Source organism: Pseudomonas sp. S30_BP2TU TE3576, from assembly GCF_050436025.1.
Classification (GTDB): domain Bacteria; phylum Pseudomonadota; class Gammaproteobacteria; order Pseudomonadales; family Pseudomonadaceae; genus Aquipseudomonas.
In genome coordinates this window covers 180,027-198,763 of sequence record NZ_JBNDLK010000001.1, presented here as the reverse complement: position 1 = coordinate 198,763, position 18,737 = coordinate 180,027, and the positions used below count along the sequence as shown (strand labels likewise).

Sequence of the window (18,737 nt, the reverse complement as noted above, 5' to 3'; positions counted from 1 at the left end):
TGAGCGAGTCTGCGCAGCGAGCTGACCAGAGAGGGCTAACCCGAGATTTCTACCTCATCGGCGATAGCCTGTTCATATCCTGGAAAATTCAGCCAACCTTTCCCAACAGCTCTGCACCCAACTCTGCAAGGCGGGCTCTCACACTTCGTTTTTCACATGCGCGCACAGCACATCCACAACGTGCCTGAGGAGTAATTGAGTGCGTGGAGTAATTTCTAAACACGATTGATGACTAACCTCTCTGACGCTTGTAACTCCAGTCTCTGCATGCCACCGCGAATAGCAATCCGTTTTCTTGGTCTCAAAGGAAATGACCCGCACTTGCATCGAATGCAGTTCCCACCCATTCTCGCTGGATTGGCCTCAGACAAGGACGAATTTGTTGCGTCAAGCGGGGACAGAGTTACCGCACCAGCCCGCATCTATTTTTAATCTTGTAGATGGGCGGTCGTACCACATCAACGTCGTCGCATGTATCGCGTGTCAGAGGCCACGATGGCGTACCAGCAGGACACGTCCTGGCCTTGAACCAACAGCAAGCGCAAAAAGAATCAATGCGATGGAGACCCAACCTGAGGCGCTGGGGCGTTGGCCGAGGATGAGAATGGAGCTGACGGTGCCAAACACGGGAATCAGCAGCGACAGCGGCGCCACCCGCGATGCCGGGTACTCACGCAATAGCAGGTTCCATCCCCAGTAGCAGAAGAGCGTGGCGCCGTAGACCTGGAAAGCCAGTGAAAATGTCGTAACCGCATTCAAATGCGAAGGCAATGCTATAAATGGAGCCGGGCCATGCAACAGCCAAGTCATCAGAAATAGCGGAATTGGTGGAAACAAGCTGGCCCACACCACGAAAGCGAAAATCTGGTGCACCTTCGATACTTTGATCACGACATTGCCAATGCTCCATGCCACAGCGCTAACGATCACTAATGCAAAACCGATCATGGTGGCCTCACCGGGACTGCTCAGCAGAATGCCAACCAGCCCTATCGCAGCCAGCACGATGCCGAACAATTGAGGTATTGATAGGCTTTCACGGAACAACAGCACACCCCAACCGAGCGTGAAGAATGCGCTGAACTGGATTAGCAGCGAGGCACTACCGGGTGGCACACCCAATGCGATACCCAGGTTGATCAAAGCCCACATCGCTACGCCAAAGATCAATCCATAGGCCGCATGCCAGCGGAAGGCAACTTGCGGACGCTTCACAAAAAACACCCAGGGTAAGGCGGCCAGCGTGAAGCGAATCGCAGTCAACAGCAGGGGGTCAATATCGGTAAGACCGAGTTTTGTAATGGGGAAGTTCAATCCCCAAACGGCCGTCACCAAGACGACAAGCAACAAGTGTTTTTTCTGCATGGTTCGCGTGTCTTTCCCTAAATAGTGAGTTTTAAATGCTCTGCACCTCTGGGAATATGCAAGAAATCGGGATGGCCCGCTTTCAGGCGAGGGCCAAATATCATTAAAATCAGGCCATGCAAATAACAGCGCTAGATCCCTACCAGAACATACCGCGTGATGCTGTCGTGACCGCAAGCGACTATGCAGACGGTGAGATGTTCCCGTCGCACATCCATCAGCGTGGACAATTCGCTTATGCCGCACGCGGTGTCATCACTATATTCACCGACGAAGGCAACTGGGTCGTTCCGCCCCTGCGCGGCATATGGGTACCGTCCCAGCGACCTCACGCTATGCAAATGCGTGGCCCTGTCACGATGCTCAACACCTATATCCGCAAACAGGCTGCACAGCGCTTGGGACTACCGGCTCATTGCCAGGTTTTCGATGTATCGCCGCTACTGCGGCAATTGCTGGAGAAAGCCATAGATATACCCGCGCGCTATGACAAAAATGGACGCGATGGATATCTGATGGGTTTGTTGCTGCACGAGATTGCCGGGATGCCTGCGCTGTCGCTCAATGCACCATTACCGACTGAACCTCGTCTTGCTCGAGTGTGCCGCGATTTCTTGGCACACCCTTCGCTGGAGATCGGCATCGACGACATGGCGCAGCGCACCGGAATGAGCCGCCGCACCTTTACCCGCCACTTTCGACTGCAAGCTGGCATCAGCTATATCGAATGGAGACAACAAGCCTGCCTCCTCGCGGCTGTTGTTCGACTTGGAAACGGCCAGTCAGTTACGCAGGTCGCAATAGAGTTGGGGTATAGCAGTTCAAGTGCATTCGCAACGGTATTCAAGCGCGTACTGGGTGAAGTGCCCAGTCGATATGTCTTAGAACAAAAGGTGTCGGCATCCAAATTCGACCAGAAATACAGCGCACCACCATCACCTTAGTGCTGGCATCTGGGAGGTGTGTTGGTCGGACGCTTACCCAGTATCGGTCGGCGGAGGACGAATCCGAGGGTTTACTCCAAGCATGAGAGGTGATATGACCGTCAACCGAGGCAGAGTTACAAAGTTTTGAAGAATCGTTCCGCCAGCACTTCCCGATTCTTTTATGAAAGAAGCGCTCTCAACGGCGCTGGAATGGGGACAACTTCTTTGGTTTCTGGCGAGATACATACATGTGTGATATTCGCCACAAAAGATAATATCCCGTCACCTACAAATCCCTCGACCAAAAAGGTGAAAGAGTGCCTCCCTAACTTAGCCACGCCAACCTTAATAATCATTTCGTCATCCCACGTCGCCGGAGCCAGCAACTCTATTGACATCGCGCGCACCGACGGCAATATATTAAAACCCATCAAAGTTCTAAGCCCCGGAACACCCACCCATTTATCAAGCGCTACATAAATAGCTTCCACAGCAAAATATGAAAATCGTGGTGTGTAAACCACTCCTGCGGGATCACAATCTCCGAACAAAACAGTTCTACTTACAAAAACCGCATCAGGCATCAATCTACTCCCTGTGATTATTAATTATCCAAGCCATTGGTACTTTGTAAGCGTCCGGCAAAGCCACGGTAAGCACCTAGCGAAGACTCCTCCCTGATGCGTCAGGGGCGGTGCCCTTTACGGCTTGTTAAATTACTCGAGGTGGTAATTCAACCAAATATGGTGCGTTCCATCGATGTCAATTGTGATTCCTCCTGACCCTGATATCCCTTTCAAACCATCCGTACCACTGCCTCCAACTATGCAGAAAAACTCATCTGCACGATCAATTCCGGTCGTGGAGGCAGAATGAATGAAGTTAAAGGAACCCTCTACCCCATTCACCGTGCCCTTGAAGCTCTCCATCGCGATGTAGCTGCCCCTTCTTGACGCTTGGTCGAACGCCGCAGTAAAGGCTGTTGAAGAAATACCATCGATAGCTCCTGTATAGGACTTTTCCATGGAGCTGATCGACACTGGTAAGCCTGTTGTAATTTCGGGCGTGGGAGTCAGGTCAGTTGGTTTGAAATTCTTGGAGGAAAAAGTGGCTCGCGCTTCCATTCGGATCAGTCCTGTTCCATATGAGTTGAGCGGTCATTCTAATGCAAGAGCCCCCTCACGTTGAGAACGTCAGACCGAGACCCAATGCTGTGGCAGCAGTTGGTCGATCTTACTCGCTCGCTGCGTCGGCAGGCGCGTCAGCACATCTTTGAGATACGCATAAGGATCATGCCCATTCATGCGGGCTGACTGGATCAAACTCATGATCGCAGCTGCCCGCTTACCGCCGCGTAGCGCCCCCGCGAACAACCAGTTCGAGCGTCCAAGTGCCCACGGCCTTATCTGATTTTCGACCGCGTTGTTCTCTATGGGCATAGCCCAGTCTTCGAGATATCGAGTCAGTGCCGTCCAGCGTTTGAGGCTGTAATCCAGCGCATTGGCGATAGCCGACCCTTCGGGCACAAGATCGCGCTGGGCCAACATCCAGGTATGCAGTGCGTCGATAAGGGGTGCCGCTTTTCCCTGGCGTATTCGCCAGCGATCTTCGTCGGTCATCTCCCCCTCATTAACGATCAGATTTCGATGGTCAAATCGGGAGTAAATCCCGTCTCTTTCCTTGGGTAACCACGGGAATTCGAAATGATTCGGCATCCGCCTAACTCAATATCCACGGCTCGATGCGTGTAGCTTGGTCAGCATCCACGTGGCGCTCGGTTTACTGTGGTCGTCAATGTTGATTGGCGCCACTCAACCACTGGCTGGCATTTTGCGGTGTGAAAATGTAACCAAGTGGATGGATCGCACCACCGGTATGGTCTTTGTTCTGTTTGCCACTCGGCTGGCGTTTAGCAAGCGTTGAGAACGACATCTCCCCCCTGCTTTCACATTTCCATCAGTGATTGGGGTGATGCCTACCGAGGCAATATTCCTACTGTTTTTTGCAAAGCGGCCTGAACCGGATGCTTCGCAAAGCATTGATCTAGAGCATTTGTTTCATTTCTATACGTCTGAAAAGTACGCTACGATCTACCGCACCAAAACGCATAGGGATTGCAGATGAACGTCAGAATTGAATCGCATGAGGAAGGCAGTGGATGCACGGTCTGGCTCGACAACAATGCAGTGTCGTTCCAGAACCAGGAGGAAGCGAAGACATACGTGACTCAGTTGCAGGAACGGATTGAAGCCGCATCCAGTTCATTCGCTCAAGGAACAACAGATTCCGAGCAAATGTAAACGTTCTGCCTGGCAGCAGCTTTGGCTGTAAGCCATGGAGGGCTCAGTCATCGCGCCATCCGAAGTGTGGCTCAGGTGGACTGGCTTTAAGTGATGGCCGGAATGTTTTGTCAGTGTTTCAGCTGCACGGGCTGGTTTTGAATCACCGGCTCTGGCTGGTTCGACACTAGCTGGAGGGACGCCCCCTGAGGGGGCGATTACACTTGTAACGCTTATGGTCAGGGGCGGCGCCGCGTCTTTTTACTTAGACGACTCCTCGGCGCCGGCAATCATGGTCAAGTATGTTTTAGCAGTTGCAGCAAACCTTTCACATCAGCTAGCGCTGGAGCATGGGCTCCGGCATGGCGGCAAGATATGGATGCGCAAGCCGCTGAAAATTGCAGGCGTTCTCTCAAGTCCGCGATCCCCAGCAACTCCGCAGCCAGCCAACCAGCCATACAAGCGTCTCCTGCCCCAACCGTGTCTTCCACCTTCACGGCAATCGCCGGCTGATCGAGTTGGCTGTCCGGGGTGTGGAGAATCATCCCGTGTTCCCCTCGAGTAAAAAGGATCTGCGCCTGAGGATTAAGAGCGCGAAGCTCATCCATTGCCTGGTGTTCTGTCAGCCCTGGATAAATTTGCCGAAGGTCTTCGTCGGAAAGCTTAATCATGTCAGCAAGAGTGATCATCGTAGGGAAGGTCTGCTCCCGATAATGACTATCCATTAAATTGCGCCAGTTCGGATCATAGCTAATCCGTTTACCGGCTTCTTTGGCCTGCTGAGCAATTTTAACCAGCCTGTCTGCGAGTGGCTGTCGAGCCAAACTGATGCAACTGAAATGACACAGCTCTGCTTGGTTGATCCATCCTTCTGGCATCAGATCCGGATCAAAAAACAGATCGGCATCTCCAGCAAAAAAGTACCTTGGAGGACGGCTCGATGGAACGATGGCGACCAAAGGATCTCGGTCTACCCGTTGGATAAACCTCATATCCAATGCTGCCGCTTCCGACTGCGAAACGATCTCGTCACCCAGTGAATCCAAGCTCACCGACCCAGCAAAAGCGCTGCTGACACCCAAGCGACTTAGCGCTCGTGCAACGTTCCAGGGAGCACCACCCGGGTAGCCCATCCATTGTCCAGGAGTGCCTTGGACAAGATCGGTCAGGGCTTCGCCAAACACTACTGCGCGAGGCAATACCATCGTCATTTCCTCAATTTTTTGTCGTAGGGAACTGCTGGCTGATCAGATTCGACCGGTAATCACTTACTCAATGCGCTTTGATGAAAGGCAGGGTTTGTTGAAGTTAGTGAAGTTTTCATAGCCAACCTCAAAGCAGATGTTGGCCGCACGCGTTCAAATATTAAAACCAGGTTTCCATTTGTATACCGTATTGCCATACACCTCCGGCTTTGAAGTCCGTCATGCCAAAGGAGTCTGTGGTACTGAATCTGTCCAGATCCGAAGACCAGTTCATGAAGCTTGCGAACACTCGCAATTCGGGACGTGTAAGAAGATCTCCAACCTCAGGTTTGAATGTCGGGGCGACAGTGAATTTCCAAAAGTTACCGTCGACCGCATTACGTTGTAGATAGTCCTTCGGGTCGAGGTTCATGGTTTGCCAGCTTATTTCGTAGGCCATCTCGAAATTGCTGTTGATTTTATTGGCCAAGCGCACATTCAGGGTCAGCCAGCGGTAGTCGTCACCCTTGACGTATCTATCCTTGCTCTGTTCGGCCAGCAAGCTGGGGCCGATACGCCAGTCGGGCGCAAGGGGTGTCTCACCGTAAAGTGCCAGACGCAGAGCGCGGGCATCGTCTATGAGTTCGCCATCTGAGCCGATGTTCTTGACCTCTGCCCCCAGACCTTGCCCATAGAGCAGCGCCGTTTTGAAGAAGCCTTCCCTGCCGAAAAAGTTTTTCTGGTGATTGGCCAGCATGCTGTGCAAGCCGGAATCCGCAGGCGTCAAACCCGCTGCATTGGTGCGGGTAGCAAAATCGTTTTTCTTTGCGCCGATGGCATTGAACATCCACTGCCACTGACCATCCTCGAAGAACTGGTTGGAGGTCAGGATGTAGCTTTCCACATCGGCATTAATACCGCCTTGACTGAAATCCCCGTAGTTACGCCCGATCAAAGAGTAGTTCGAACGCCAATTTTTGTTCATCTGCATATCGTAGATTCCACCCCCGGTGCCGGCCAGATAGACAACGTCCGAGTCCAGCCAGTGGATATCGAAATTATCTCTATCGAATCGCTTGCCTGCCCACAGGGTGGCGTTCTCGAACACTGAATTGCCCTCGAACGCAGCGAGATGGTCAAGCGCTGTGAATACCTGGCGCACGTTCAGTTTGCTTTCGTCGGCCGTCCAGTCATTGGAGCTTTCCACACCGTCGGCGATGGAGACCGTGAATTTGGAACGGGTGCCGTTTTGCGCATAGATTTCTTTCGACAGGTCTATACGCATGTAGGTGTCGTCTTCGTTACCGAGTCGCCCGACTGCACCACCGACTGAACCGGCAGGCGTTGCATAAGGGCCGCCACGACCACCACCCAACTCATCGTTGATCAGCAATCCGGAGCGAGCGTAGCCGTTGAAGCTGAACCCGTCAGTGAGGTGTCCGGTACTGGCCTCTTTCTCCAGGCTTTGCTGACGGGCCTCGAGTTTTGCCAGTCGGGTATCCAAAGCGGGCGCTGAAATTGCTGCCGCAGTAGATGCGGCGGGCTGCAAGGGAGGAGTGGCAAGTTTGATCTGCTGCAATTCCCTGGCGAGTGCCTGGGTTTGCTGTTCGGCTGCGGCCGCACGCTTTTCCGCCGCGCTGGCACGGGCTTCAAACGCGGCCATGCGTTCTTCCAGAGTCGCGGCCTGAGAGGTTACCGCCGAGGTGCCGAGCACGCCTGCGAGTAGCCAGCTTGATGCTTTCTGCATGTGAATTTCCTGTTTTGTTTTTATTTTTCCGTTCCCGCGAGCGGCCTTTTCCCGTCAATTGTGAATTGTCAAAATTGACGAAAAAAAGGATGCCTCATCGCAAATACGCTGCTACATTTGGCGATGTTAACGTTAACTTTTCTAAAAACAAAAATAAAGAGGGCTTTATGAAACAGCTAAAATCTCTTCTTCCAGCCGCACTACTCACCCTCTGTGCCGGATTTCCATGCCTCTCGAGCGCAGCCGATTTAACGATCTCGTGTGGTGCGGTGGGTGCGGAGTTGCAGCTCTGCAAGGAGGCTGTCGAGGCGTGGTCGAAACAGACCGGCAACAACGTCGAGGTGGTTTCCACCCCTAACTCGGCGACCGAGAGGTTGTCGTTCTATCAACAGATCCTCAGTGCGCAATCCAGCGACATCGACATCATTCAAATCGATATGGTGTGGCCAGGGATGCTGGCCAAACACTTGATGGATCTGCGCGAGGTGCTTCCTGCCAACGCGACCCAAGGCTACTTCCAGGCACAGGTGGATAACGCCACGGTGAACGGGCGACTGGTGACGATGCCGTGGTTCACCGACTCGGGCCTGCTGTATTACCGTAAGGACTTGCTCGAGAAGTACAACCAGCAGGTTCCCCAGACCTGGGAGGAGATGACTGCTACCGCCAGGAGTATTCAACAGGCTGAGCGCGATGCCGGGAACCCCAATGCGTGGGGTTACATCTTTCAGGGGCGCGCCTACGAGGGTCTGACGTGTAATGCGCTGGAATGGATCAGCAGCCAACCGGAAGGCGCAATGGTCAACCCACGAGGCGACATCGTGGTCAACAGTCAAGCCTCAAGAACGGCTTTGACCCTGGCGAAAAGCTGGGTGGGTGACATCTCCCCGCGTGGCGTACTCAACTACACCGAGGAGGAAGGTCGTGGCGTATTCCAGTCGGGAAATGCGCTGTTCATGCGTAACTGGCCTTATGTCTGGGCCTTGGTACAAAGCCAGGACAGTGCCGTAAAAGACAAGGTCGGGGTCGCTCCCCTGCCCCGTGGCGGCAAGACCGGTACCCATGCCTCCACCCTCGGTGGGTGGGGCCTGGCGGTGTCGCGATACAGCGCCCATCCAAAACTTGCCGCAGAACTGGTGAGCTACCTGACCAGTGCCCAACAGCAAAAACATCGTGCTCTGACTGCCGCCTATAACCCGGTGATCGAGTCGCTGTATCAGGATCCCGAACTGCTCGCGGCAATGCCTTATTACGCTCAGTTGCACAGCATTCTCAACGATGGGGTGATGCGCCCCGCCGCAATAACCGCCGATCGCTATCCACGAGTCTCCAATGCGTTCTTCGATCGAGTGCATGGCGTGCTGGCGGGCGAGTTGCCTGTCGATCAGGCGCTGGCCGAACTGGAAAGCGAACTCACGCGCATCAAACGCCGGAACTGGTAAGCCACAAGGAAGGAAATCACCATGTCTGTCTCTACTACCCATGATCCCTGTGACGAGCTTCTGCTCACCAGGGAAACGCCCGTACAACGTCGCCGGGTACGCGCCGCCTGGCTGTTTCTGACGCCGATGTTGCTGTGTCTGGCCCTGGTGGCGGCCTGGCCGCTGCTGCGCACATTCTGGTTCAGCCTGACCGACGCCAGCCTGTCGGATACCAGTGGCGGATCCTTCGTTGGCTTGAGCAATTATCTGTTCCACAACGGCTCCAGCTGGTCGGGCATCCTGGTCGATCCGCAATGGTGGAACGCGGTACGCAACACCTTGCATTTCACCGTGGTGTCAGTGGGCCTGGAAGTCGTATTGGGGCTGCTGGTGGCGTTGCTGCTGAACATCAAGTTCACCGGCCGCTCTCTGGTGCGCGCATTGATTCTGATTCCCTGGGCGATTCCCACCATTGTCTCGGCGAAGATCTGGTCATGGATGCTTAACGACCAGTTCGGCATCATCAATCACCTGATGCTGAGCCTCGGCCTGATTGACGCGCCCCTGGCCTGGACGGCCGATGCAGACCTGTCGATGTGGGCGGTGATCATCGTCGATGTCTGGAAGACCGTCCCGTTTGTCACGCTGCTGATGCTGGCGGCTTTGCAGATGTTGCCGAGTGATTGCTACGAAGCCGCCAGGGTCGATGGCATTCATCCGCTGAAGGTGTTCTGGCGTGTCACGCTTCCCCTGCTGATGCCCGCATTGCTGGTGGCGGCGATCTTCCGCATCCTCGATTCCCTGCGGGTATTCGACGTCATCTATGTGCTGACCTCGAACTCTTCGAGCACCATGAGTATGTCGGTCTATGCCCGTCAGCACCTGGTGGAGTTCCAGGACGTTGGCTATGGCAGCGCGGCCTCGACGCTGCTGTTTCTGGTGGTTGCGGTCATCGCCATGCTTTATCTCTACCTCGGACGCCGTCAACTGGAGGTCCGCTCATGAGCCCGCGCCTGCTGAAAAAAGCGCTGTTGCGCCTCGGGTTCTGGTGTCTGATCGGGGTGTTGCTGCTGTATGCGGTCTTCCCTTTCTACTACGCCATCGTGACGTCGCTGAAGCCATCCAGCGCCTTGTTCGAGGTGAGCTACTGGATCGATAACCCCGACTTCTCCAATTACGCGGCGGTACTCCATCAAGCCTCATTCCTGCGGGCTATTGGTAATTCGCTGGTGGTTGCGCTGTGTGTGGTAACGCTGGCGCTGTTCCTCAGTGTGACCGCCGCCTATGCCTTGGGCAGGGTGAAGTTCCGTGGGCGTGGCACGGTCTTGATGATGGTCCTTGGGGTGTCGATGTTTCCCCAGGTCGCGGTGCTGTCGGGGCTGTTCGAAGTGATCCGCGCCCTGGGCCTATACAACACCTCCTGGGCGTTGATTCTGAGCTACACGATTTTCACCCTGCCCTTCACCGTCTGGGTGCTGACCACGTTCATGGGGCAACTGCCACATGAACTGGAAGAAGCGGCAATCATGGATGGCGCGTCCCCATGGGTCACGCTGACCCGCGTGCTGTTGCCGCTGCTCTGGCCCGCACTGGTCACCACCGGTTTGTTGGCCTTCATCGCCGCATGGAACGAGTTCCTGTTTGCCCTGACCTTCACCCTCACTGACACCCAACGCACGGTGCCGGTCGCCATCGCCTTGATTTCCGGCGGCAGCCCCCATGAGTTGCCTTGGGGGTTGTTGATGGCTGCATCGGTGCTGGTCACCGTCCCACTGGTGATTCTGGTGCTGATCTTCCAGCGCCGAATCGTTTCCGGCCTCACTGCCGGCGCGTTAAAGGGTTGATGCCCAACAAAGACAAGGAACAGCATCGTGATCAAATTGAAACTGGACAACGTGAACAAACAATTGGGCGGCGCGCGGATTCTTCGCGACGTCAGCCTGCAGATCGCTGCGGGTGAGTTCGTGGTGTTCGTCGGCCCTTCGGGCTGCGGCAAGTCGACTCTGCTGCGACTGATCGCCGGACTGGACTCGATCTGCGGCGGCGACCTGTTGATCGACGGGCGTCGGGTCAACGACCTGGAGCCGCGCGAGCGTGGCGTCGGCATGGTGTTTCAGTCTTATGCGCTGTACCCGCACATGAGCGTCTACGACAACATCAGCTTTGGTCTCAAACTGGCCAAGACTGAAAAGAGCAGCCTGCGCGAGCGGGTGCTGAAAACGGCGCAAATCCTGCAATTGGACAAACTGCTGCAACGCAAGCCAAAGGAACTGTCTGGAGGGCAGCGTCAGCGTGTGGCAATGGGCAGAGCCATGGCGCGTGAGCCGGACATTTTGCTGTTCGATGAGCCGCTCTCCAATCTGGATGCATCCTTGCGGGTGCAGATGCGCAACGAAATCGCCCGGCTGCATGATCGACTGGGCTCGACCATGATCTACGTCACTCACGATCAAGTGGAAGCGATGACCCTGGCCGACAAAATTGTCGTGCTCAATGGCGGTCGCGTAGAGCAGGTCGGCTCACCGCGCGAACTCTATGAGCGCCCGGCGAGCCGCTTTGTCGCCGGTTTTCTCGGTTCGCCCAGAATGAACTTTCTGGCGGCACGCCTGCATGTCCCGGGTGAAACCAGCCTGGTCGATACTCCCGTTCTGGGTATGACCTCCCTGCCCTTCAACAGCTCGAACCTGGCGGCGGACGCTCCACTGAGCCTGGGGATTCGCCCGGAACACGTGTCTCTCAAAGCGGCGCAGGGAACTGCCGGCGTCGTCGTGACCGGGGTTGAATACCTGGGCAGTGAAACCTATGTGCACCTCGATACAGGTCAGGACGAGCCACTGATCTGTCGTTGCGAGGTCAACGCCGGATGGCAGGCGGGCGATCGGGTCGAGCTGCAGCTGGAGTTCGACAATCTGCACCTGTTCGACGCCGATGGCACTGCCTTGAGTCGCCACCCACAAGCTATTGAAACCCTGCCGGATGGCGTCCCTCTACGCTCGGCACGAGCAGGTGCCCTATGACTGTGTCTTTGAATTCCATGAGTGTTCCAATGTCCGCTGCCCTTGAGATTGCGCAGCATGCGCTGAGTGATGGCCTGTCTCGTATCATCCACGATTATCGACCCGATTATCATCTTGCTCCCCCCGTGGGCTGGATGAATGACCCCAACGGAGTGGTGTACTTTCGTGGCGAATACCATGTGTTCTATCAACACCACCCTTTCGAAGCGAAATGGGGCCCGATGTACTGGGGGCATGCCAAGAGTGCCGATCTGGTTCATTGGCAGCACCTACCCATTGCGCTAGCACCCGGCGACGACTTCGATCGTGACGGTTGTTTTTCCGGTAGCGCCGTGGTGTGCGGAGATACCTTGGCACTGATCTACACCGGACACACCTGGCTGGGGGAAGTGGGTGACGAACGCTCGATCCGCCAAGTCCAGTGCCTGGCCACCAGCACTGACGGCATTCGGTTCGTCAAGCATGGCGCCGTCATCGAGAACGCGCCGCAAGATACGATCATGCACTTTCGTGACCCCAAGGTATGGCAGGAGGATGACTATTGGTACCTGATTGCCGGCGCACGCCTGGGTGATAAACCGCTACTGCCGCTATACCGTTCCACGGACCTGCACGCCTGGGAGTTCCTCGATTATGTGTCCAGCGGCAGCGAGGGCGATGGCTATATGTGGGAGTGCCCGGATCTGTTCCGACTCAACGGACGCGATGTGCTGCTGTACTCCCCCCAGGGCATGCAACCCGAGGGTTACGAACGGCTCAACAAGTACCAGACCGGTTATCGAGTGGGACGACTCGACAGCGAATGGCACTTCACCGGCGGGCCTTTTATCGAGCTGGATAACGGCCACGATTTCTATGCCGCGCAAACGCTACTGGCCGCCGACGGTCGGCGCCTTGTGTGGGCGTGGCTCGACATGTGGGAAAGCCCGATGCCGAGCCAGGCCCATCACTGGTGCGGCATGCTCGGGTTGCCGCGCGAACTTGAACTGCATGCCGATCGTCTTTGCGTGTATCCGGCACGGGAGCTCACCGCACTGCGCAAGGCGCCATTGCCGGGCACGTCCTGGTGGGAGGGTTCGGGAGCCCGATGGGTGCGGGAAGTGAATGGCGACAGGCTCGAAATCCATGTGCATCTGGATTTGCTCGGCTGCACCGACGGCCACCTGGGAGTCGCGTTGCGCTGCAGCGATGATGGTCATGAAGAAACCCTGCTCTATTACGATGCAGCACTGCAGCGTCTGGTGCTTGACCGCAACCGCTCGGGTGCACAAGTCACCGGTCAACGCAGCGTGGCGATAGACCCGAGACAAGAGCGACTGAACCTGCGTGTGTTTCTCGATCGCTCGTCCATCGAAGTGTTCGACGAGAACGGGCGCTTCAGCCTCAGCAGTCGCCTCTACCCACAGCCTGGCAGTCTGGGTGTGAAGCTCATTGCGAGCGGGAGTGGCGGGCGAGTCTCGATTCCCAAGGCATGGCCTCTCGGCTCTGGATGGCTGTGAGCGGCGGATGGCTATGAACAACGTCATTGGAGTCGCGAGAAGCGCAGGCCCTGTGTCATGATTCTGCGTCAACCTGACCGGTCTCACCTCGCATGACTTCAGTGAAAGACGTTGCACAGCTGGCCGGCGTGTCCCTGATGACGGTTTCTCGAGCGCTCAATAATCCGGAAAAACTGAGCCCCGAAACCCTTCAGCGGGTGCGTCGCGCCATTGATGAACTGCAGTTCGTACCGAGCCTGTCGGCGCGCAAGATGCGCGGCGACAACCTCCAGTCGCGAACCATCGGAGTGTTCGCGCTGGACACCGCGACCACACCGTTCGCGGTCGAACTGTTGCTGTCCATCGAACAGACCGCACAGCAAGCCGGCTGGAATGTCTTTATCCTCAACCTGTTGAGCAACCCGCCCACCGACCAGAATATCGACCTGATGCTATCGCACCGTCCCGACGGATTGATCTTCAGCGCCATGGGGTTTCGCCACGTGAATATTCCCGAGCGCTTGAAGAGCAAACCACTGGTACTCGCCAATTGTCTGGCCGATGACAGTCACCTGGTCAGTTATGTGCCGGACGACGAAATGGGGCAGTATCGGGCCGTACATCATGCGTTGAGTCAGGGCTATCGACGCCCTCTGTGCATCAATCTGCCAAAACAGAGTCTGGCCTGGGGGCTGCGGCAAAAAGGCCTGCAGCGTGCCTGTCAGGCATTCGGAGTGGCGCCTGACGCGCTCCTGCAATACGACCTTTCCGATCATGATGCCTATGGTGAAACAGCAGCCATCCTCGACAGGCACGTCATTGATGGTCGTCCCCAATTTGACATTCTGATCTGTGGCAACGACCGCATTGCCTTTTGTGCCTATCAGCTGTTGTTGGGCCGTGGCCTGAAAATTCCCGACGATGTCGCCGTGCTCGGCTACGACAACATGATCGGTATTGCTGAGCTGTTCATCCCGCCGCTGACCACAGTGCAACTGCCGTACTACGAGATCGGTCGCAAGGCTGCCCGGCATCTGATCGAGACCCTCGACGTATCGGGAGCCCAGCCAGTTGATTGTCCATTGGTGGTCAGGGCATCGCTATAAGAATTAGTTGATTCGGTGATAGCGCGCCCACTTGCCTTCGATTTGCCACTAGCCTGTCATCGACCGCTTATGGCCCGAAGTGTGCTGCATTCCCGCACTCCAAGCCTTCCCTTCCGCTTTTCCTCTGACTTTCGACGTACTACCTACCGTTCTATGTGCACTGAACCCGCTAGCCCTTAAGGCCGGCGCAGCGAACTTCGCCTACGGGGCATCGAAGAACTCTATATATCTCAGAAATCACCTGCATCGTTGCCTCTTCGATCGTTCCTTCATTACGGCATAACACCCAGCCGTGATCTGCAATCGCTCGCTCGAACGCCTTGGTACAAGCGACCTGTTCTTCCAGCTTATGGATCACAGTACTGCTCAGCCCACGCCGTCGTGCCGCTGCCCTCGTCCATGAAATATCAGGGGCGGTGACAACCCCGACATGCAGGTCTGGCACTCGCACGTTTCGATCAATGTTCAACTGTAGAATCTCTGCAAACGGGACTATCCGGCGAAACGCGGCATCAGACGGGTACCAGCGATCGATCAAGATGATGCTGCCTGGTGGCTGTTTAGCCAGCACGTGCCGGGAAATCCAGGTACGGCTATCAGCAAAGCGCTCACAAACCCCCAACTCCAATTCCCGGGTGGGATTTCTGACGAGTTTGTTAACGAGGGTCATTGTTTCACCCCTATAGGGGTCGCTTTTTTTCTCGCAAAGTCGGATCACCTTTTTGTTGTCTGCCCTCAGTACTTTCGTAACGGCCTCCAACAGTGTGGTTTTGCCGGTTCCCTTGGGCCCATCTAGAGAAACAAACAACGGACGATTCATTCTTCACATAACGATTGATATACGGTTTTTTTACCCGGTTCGTTCACAGGAAACGCTTGGCGCGACTATGCGAATCGAATGGAGGGACTTTATGAACAGAAATTGATGAACACTCTAACCTGATTTCTGGTTAACGGGCCTCAAAAATACAGGGTTACAACCGCTTATGAACATATGACAAACCATGACACAAAACAGCAGTCAATCATTGAACGTGATCTACCACGGCCTACCGAGTGTACCAGGCACTACAGATCGTTATCGAAACGAAACGAGGCACCATAAGCCGACGTTGGTAAATGGCTCGAACCGTCGGCCCGTAACCGCGAACGGAAAGTACCGCTTTGCGGTTGGGTGCGGTATAGCCCACGTTTTTGCAATTCAGGGATCACCAGTTCGACGAAATCCTCAAGACTGCCCGGGCTGATCAGCGGATTGATCATGTAGCCGCTGGTGCCGGATATTCGTGCATGCTCCTCAATGCGTTCTGCCACCTGTTGCGGCGTTCCCACCAGAATCAAATCGCTGCCTCGGGTGACATTGGCGAAACGCTGTTTGACGTCACCGGCCGTCAAGGGCTTGCCACTGCCATCGGGATGCATCACATAGGAGGTCATGCCCTCGGTGTGAGTCGACAGTGCCTCACTGTCCGCATAGCGTCCGATATCAATACCGGTGTCGCCCGCGTAGCTGACCAGTTGTGCCTGCAAGTGATAGTTGCTTTGCAGTTCGTCAAATTTACGCTGAGCTTCAATTTCTGTTTTCGCAGTGACGATACGTAATACCGTCAGCGACTTCACGTCCTCACGCTGACGACCACGTGCTTGGGCCTTGGCCCAGATTTCCTCTAGCCCCAGACGAATCTCCTGCGGGTTGGACTTGGCGATGAAGATCAGTTCGGCGTGCTTGGCCGCAAAATCACGACCGCGCCCCGACCAGCCAGCCTGAATCAACAAAGGCGTTCGTTGTGGCGATGGGGAGGTCAAGTGCGGCCCGGCCACCCGGTAATGCTCACCCGCATGATTGATCGGTCGCACACGCTCACCCCGAGCGTAGAGCTGGCGCGTCTTGTCCGCGACCACGGCGTCGTCGGCCCAACTGCCCTCCCAGAGCTTGTAGACGACATCAAGAAACTCTTCGGCGCGCTCATAACGATCATCGTGCTTGATCATCTGCTCCAGGCCGAAGTTGCGGGCGGCGCTGGACAGGTATGAAGTGACGATGTTCCAGCCGACCCGGCCGTTGGTGAGGTGATCCAGCGTACTGAAGCGTCGGGCATGGGTAAAAGGATGTTCGTAGCTGGTGGTCACGGTGACGCCAAAGGCCAGGTTTTGCGTCACGGCCGCCAATGCCGGGATGATCATCAGCGGGTCATTGGCCGGCGCTTCCACAGCCCATTTCATCGCCGCATCGGCGTTGCCGCCAAACACGTCGTAGAAACCCAGGACATCACCAAAAAACAGCATGTCGAGGTGCGCCTGGTCGGCAATGCGCGCCAGGTTCGACCAATAGCCCAGCGAGTTGATGGCCAGGCGTTCGTCAGCCGGGTGCGTCCAGAGACTTGGCGCACCGCCGCAGCCCACACTGGCTTGCTCATAGAGCGCAAACAAAAGAGGTTTTGGATTGGACATCGTGGTTCCCGTCATTAAAGTCATTAAATGCGGCGGATCACCGCTGATTCTTGAAACCTTTGCCGTAGTGGCGCTCAAGGCGGTGCTGTATCAATTCAAGCCCGATGGATAGCAACCAATAGATGACGGCTGCGGTGGTTAGCATTTCTATGTATCGATAAGAAGATCGCCCATAGGACTGCGCCAGAAACATGACTTCCCACACGCCCATCACGGAAATCAGTGACGAGTCTTTGAGCATTGAAATGAACTGACTGGTCGTTGGTGGAATGATCGTGCGCATGGCTTGCGGTAAAACGATGTGCAGAAACGTCGCCGTCGGCCTGAGGCCCAGCGCCATCGCCGCTTCGCGCTGCCCAGGTGCCACAGCCAGGATGCCGGCGCGAAAAATCTCGCTCAGGTAGGCACCATAATTAAGCGAAAGAGCAATGATCCCGGCGCTGATTGCACCTGGCACGACGCCCAACTGCGGCAAGCCCAAATAGATCAGCAGGATCTGGATCAGCAGCGGTGTACCGCGAAAAAAAGATGCATAGAAACTGGCAATGCCGAACGCCACTGCGCTGCGTGACAGACGCGCTAGCGCCGTCACAAAGCCAAGGAGCAATGAAAGCCAGATCGAACAGAAGCATAGAAATAGCGTCAGCGCGGCACCTTGCAGGAAACCGTTTGGCCCCAGATGTAGACCGACCAGATTTGGCCATTTCTCCAGAATGATCGAGAACTTTAAATCGAAGTTCATGAAGAACATGACGCACAATCCAGACAACGCCGCCCACGTCAGATACAGGCGAGTGCGAAATCCAAATAATTGACTAAAGCGGCGCGTCGAGATTTCGGGGGGGACAGTCGCCTTCGCTGGGTGTGGGTTGAGGGCTGTCATTGGCTGATGTCGGCACCGATCCACTTCTGCGAAATCTTGCTCAACGTACCGTCAGTCTTGAGTTGAGTAATGACCTCGGTGACTTTGGCATCCCATTGCGGATCACCTTTTTCAATTGCCACTACGTTTGGTTCGGCATACAGCGTGTCGCCGGCTATTTTGAAGCGAGGATCCTGGGCAATGCGCTCGCGGGCGGTGATGAGATTGGTGACCATCGCATCCAGACGAACGCCTGTGCCCAGTGCCAGATCCTGGAATGCCACTGTTTCATTATCGTAGGGAGCCACCTGGACATTTTCGAATGGATAGCTCAATGGCTTGTCCTCGGCGCCCTCGATTACCAGATCCTTGTTCAAATAGGCTTCGTAAGTGGACGCGCTGATCACACCCACTTTTTTGCCGGACAAGTCTTTGCCCGACGTGATGCCTTTGTCCTTGGCATTCACCACGATCACCGCTGGCGACTGGTAATACTCGACCGGAAAATCAAACACCTCTGCTCGGGCCTTGCTCGGGGTCATCGAGCAGACGCAGATGTCATAGCGCCCACTCCAGCGGCCAGCGGCAATCACATCCCAGGACGGTGTTTCCAATTTCAGTTTAACGCCCAGGCGTTGTGCAACAGCCTTGGCCACATCCACATCAAAGCCATCCAGCTGGTTCTGCTCATTGAGAAAAGAGAACGGCGGGTAGTTCTCCATCAAGACGCCGGTCAACTCGCCTTTTTTCTCCACGCGATCCAGGGTGGTACCTGCGAAAGCGTTTGAGCAGGAAGCCAATAACGCCAAGCCAAAGATTAAAAAATCCTTATTTTTCAAAGACAATCCCCCAATCAGATAAAAAAGCCTGATTAGATTAAAACGCAATATTAAATTACGTA

General features: G+C 55.4%; 17 protein-coding genes and 2 pseudogenes. 9 read left to right on the top strand and 10 right to left on the bottom strand.

The genetic code is table 11. From position 1 onward, the window contains the following. Positions 1 to 483: 483 nt before the first annotated feature. Positions 484 to 1,365: an EamA family transporter gene (locus ABIA48_RS00780; RefSeq protein WP_429486516.1), complete on the bottom strand. Its 882-nt coding sequence runs from the start codon at positions 1,363 to 1,365 to the stop codon at positions 484 to 486. A 116-nt stretch (positions 1,366 to 1,481) separates the two neighbouring features. Between ABIA48_RS00780 and ABIA48_RS00775 the strand changes: the two genes are divergently transcribed. Next, entirely contained in the window at positions 1,482 to 2,309 is an 828-nt protein-coding gene (locus ABIA48_RS00775; protein ID WP_429486514.1) for a helix-turn-helix domain-containing protein, read from the top strand. Positions 2,310 to 2,470: 161 nt separating this feature from the next. Here the strand turns inward: ABIA48_RS00775 and ABIA48_RS00770 are convergent, their stop codons facing one another. From ABIA48_RS00770 to ABIA48_RS00760, 3 genes and pseudogenes are all read right to left on the bottom strand, one after another. Then, positions 2,471 to 2,875 (bottom strand): acyl-CoA thioesterase, encoded by a 405-nt coding sequence (locus ABIA48_RS00770; protein WP_429486512.1) that lies wholly within the window; start codon positions 2,873 to 2,875, stop codon positions 2,471 to 2,473. A gap of 132 nt (positions 2,876 to 3,007) precedes the next feature. Continuing rightward, positions 3,008 to 3,415: a DUF3224 domain-containing protein gene (locus ABIA48_RS00765; RefSeq protein WP_030131260.1), complete on the bottom strand. Its 408-nt coding sequence runs from the start codon at positions 3,413 to 3,415 to the stop codon at positions 3,008 to 3,010. Between the two features lie 69 nt (positions 3,416 to 3,484). Continuing rightward, positions 3,485 to 3,910: pseudogene (locus tag ABIA48_RS00760) on the bottom strand (IS66 family transposase); the annotation flags it as partial. 133 nt (positions 3,911 to 4,043) lie between these two features. Between ABIA48_RS00760 and ABIA48_RS00755 the strand changes: the two are divergent. Beyond that, positions 4,044 to 4,214, top strand: a pseudogene (locus ABIA48_RS00755) (LysE family translocator); the annotation flags it as partial. A gap of 197 nt (positions 4,215 to 4,411) precedes the next feature. Next, entirely contained in the window at positions 4,412 to 4,591 is a 180-nt protein-coding gene (locus ABIA48_RS00750) for a hypothetical protein (protein WP_429486510.1), read from the top strand. A 275-nt stretch (positions 4,592 to 4,866) separates the two neighbouring features. On the opposite strand, the gene ABIA48_RS00745 is transcribed toward ABIA48_RS00750, so the two are convergent. Then, on the bottom strand, positions 4,867 to 5,775 hold the full coding sequence (locus ABIA48_RS00745; RefSeq protein ID WP_429486508.1) for a carbohydrate kinase family protein: 909 nt from the start codon (positions 5,773 to 5,775) through the stop codon (positions 4,867 to 4,869). A gap of 160 nt (positions 5,776 to 5,935) precedes the next feature. Beyond that, positions 5,936 to 7,501: a carbohydrate porin gene (locus tag ABIA48_RS00740; protein ID WP_429486506.1), complete on the bottom strand. Its 1,566-nt coding sequence runs from the start codon at positions 7,499 to 7,501 to the stop codon at positions 5,936 to 5,938. Between the two features lie 167 nt (positions 7,502 to 7,668). On the opposite strand from ABIA48_RS00740, the gene ABIA48_RS00735 reads away from it, so the two are divergent. The 6 genes from ABIA48_RS00735 to ABIA48_RS00710 all read left to right on the top strand — a co-directional run bounded on the left by ABIA48_RS00735 (position 7,669) and on the right by ABIA48_RS00710 (position 14,523). Beyond that, positions 7,669 to 8,943 carry an ABC transporter substrate-binding protein gene (locus tag ABIA48_RS00735; protein WP_429486505.1) on the top strand — a complete coding sequence of 425 codons (1,275 nt, stop codon included), beginning with the start codon at positions 7,669 to 7,671 and terminating at the stop codon, positions 8,941 to 8,943. Positions 8,944 to 8,964: 21 nt separating this feature from the next. Continuing rightward, complete coding sequence (locus ABIA48_RS00730) at positions 8,965 to 9,927, top strand: carbohydrate ABC transporter permease (protein ID WP_429486503.1); 963 nt, start codon at positions 8,965 to 8,967, stop codon at positions 9,925 to 9,927. Next, positions 9,924 to 10,766, top strand: coding sequence for a carbohydrate ABC transporter permease (locus ABIA48_RS00725; RefSeq protein WP_108228924.1), 843 nt, complete (start codon positions 9,924 to 9,926; stop codon positions 10,764 to 10,766). The genes ABIA48_RS00730 and ABIA48_RS00725 overlap by 4 nt, the downstream gene beginning before the upstream one ends. Positions 10,767 to 10,793: 27 nt before the next feature. After that, positions 10,794 to 11,939 carry an ABC transporter ATP-binding protein gene (locus ABIA48_RS00720; RefSeq protein ID WP_429486500.1) on the top strand — a complete coding sequence of 382 codons (1,146 nt, stop codon included), beginning with the start codon at positions 10,794 to 10,796 and terminating at the stop codon, positions 11,937 to 11,939. Continuing rightward, on the top strand, positions 11,936 to 13,438 hold the full coding sequence (locus tag ABIA48_RS00715) for a glycoside hydrolase family 32 protein (RefSeq protein ID WP_429486498.1): 1,503 nt from the start codon (positions 11,936 to 11,938) through the stop codon (positions 13,436 to 13,438). The genes ABIA48_RS00720 and ABIA48_RS00715 overlap by 4 nt, the downstream gene beginning before the upstream one ends. Positions 13,439 to 13,530: 92 nt before the next feature. Continuing rightward, positions 13,531 to 14,523, top strand: a complete 993-nt coding sequence (locus ABIA48_RS00710) for a LacI family DNA-binding transcriptional regulator (protein ID WP_429486496.1) — start codon at positions 13,531 to 13,533, stop codon at positions 14,521 to 14,523. A 169-nt stretch (positions 14,524 to 14,692) separates the two neighbouring features. Here the strand turns inward: ABIA48_RS00710 and ABIA48_RS00705 are convergent, their stop codons facing one another. The 4 genes from ABIA48_RS00705 to ABIA48_RS00690 all read right to left on the bottom strand — a co-directional run bounded on the left by ABIA48_RS00705 (position 14,693) and on the right by ABIA48_RS00690 (position 18,675). Beyond that, complete coding sequence (locus ABIA48_RS00705; protein ID WP_429486495.1) at positions 14,693 to 15,343, bottom strand: dTMP kinase; 651 nt, start codon at positions 15,341 to 15,343, stop codon at positions 14,693 to 14,695. Between the two features lie 248 nt (positions 15,344 to 15,591). Continuing rightward, positions 15,592 to 16,974, bottom strand: a complete 1,383-nt coding sequence (locus ABIA48_RS00700; protein WP_429486493.1) for an LLM class flavin-dependent oxidoreductase — start codon at positions 16,972 to 16,974, stop codon at positions 15,592 to 15,594. A 37-nt stretch (positions 16,975 to 17,011) separates the two neighbouring features. Beyond that, positions 17,012 to 17,857: an amino acid ABC transporter permease gene (locus ABIA48_RS00695; protein ID WP_429486491.1), complete on the bottom strand. Its 846-nt coding sequence runs from the start codon at positions 17,855 to 17,857 to the stop codon at positions 17,012 to 17,014. Further along, positions 17,854 to 18,675: an ABC transporter substrate-binding protein gene (locus ABIA48_RS00690; protein ID WP_429486489.1), complete on the bottom strand. Its 822-nt coding sequence runs from the start codon at positions 18,673 to 18,675 to the stop codon at positions 17,854 to 17,856. Before ABIA48_RS00690 ends, ABIA48_RS00695 begins: the two co-directional genes overlap by 4 nt. Positions 18,676 to 18,737: the final 62 nt, after the last annotated feature.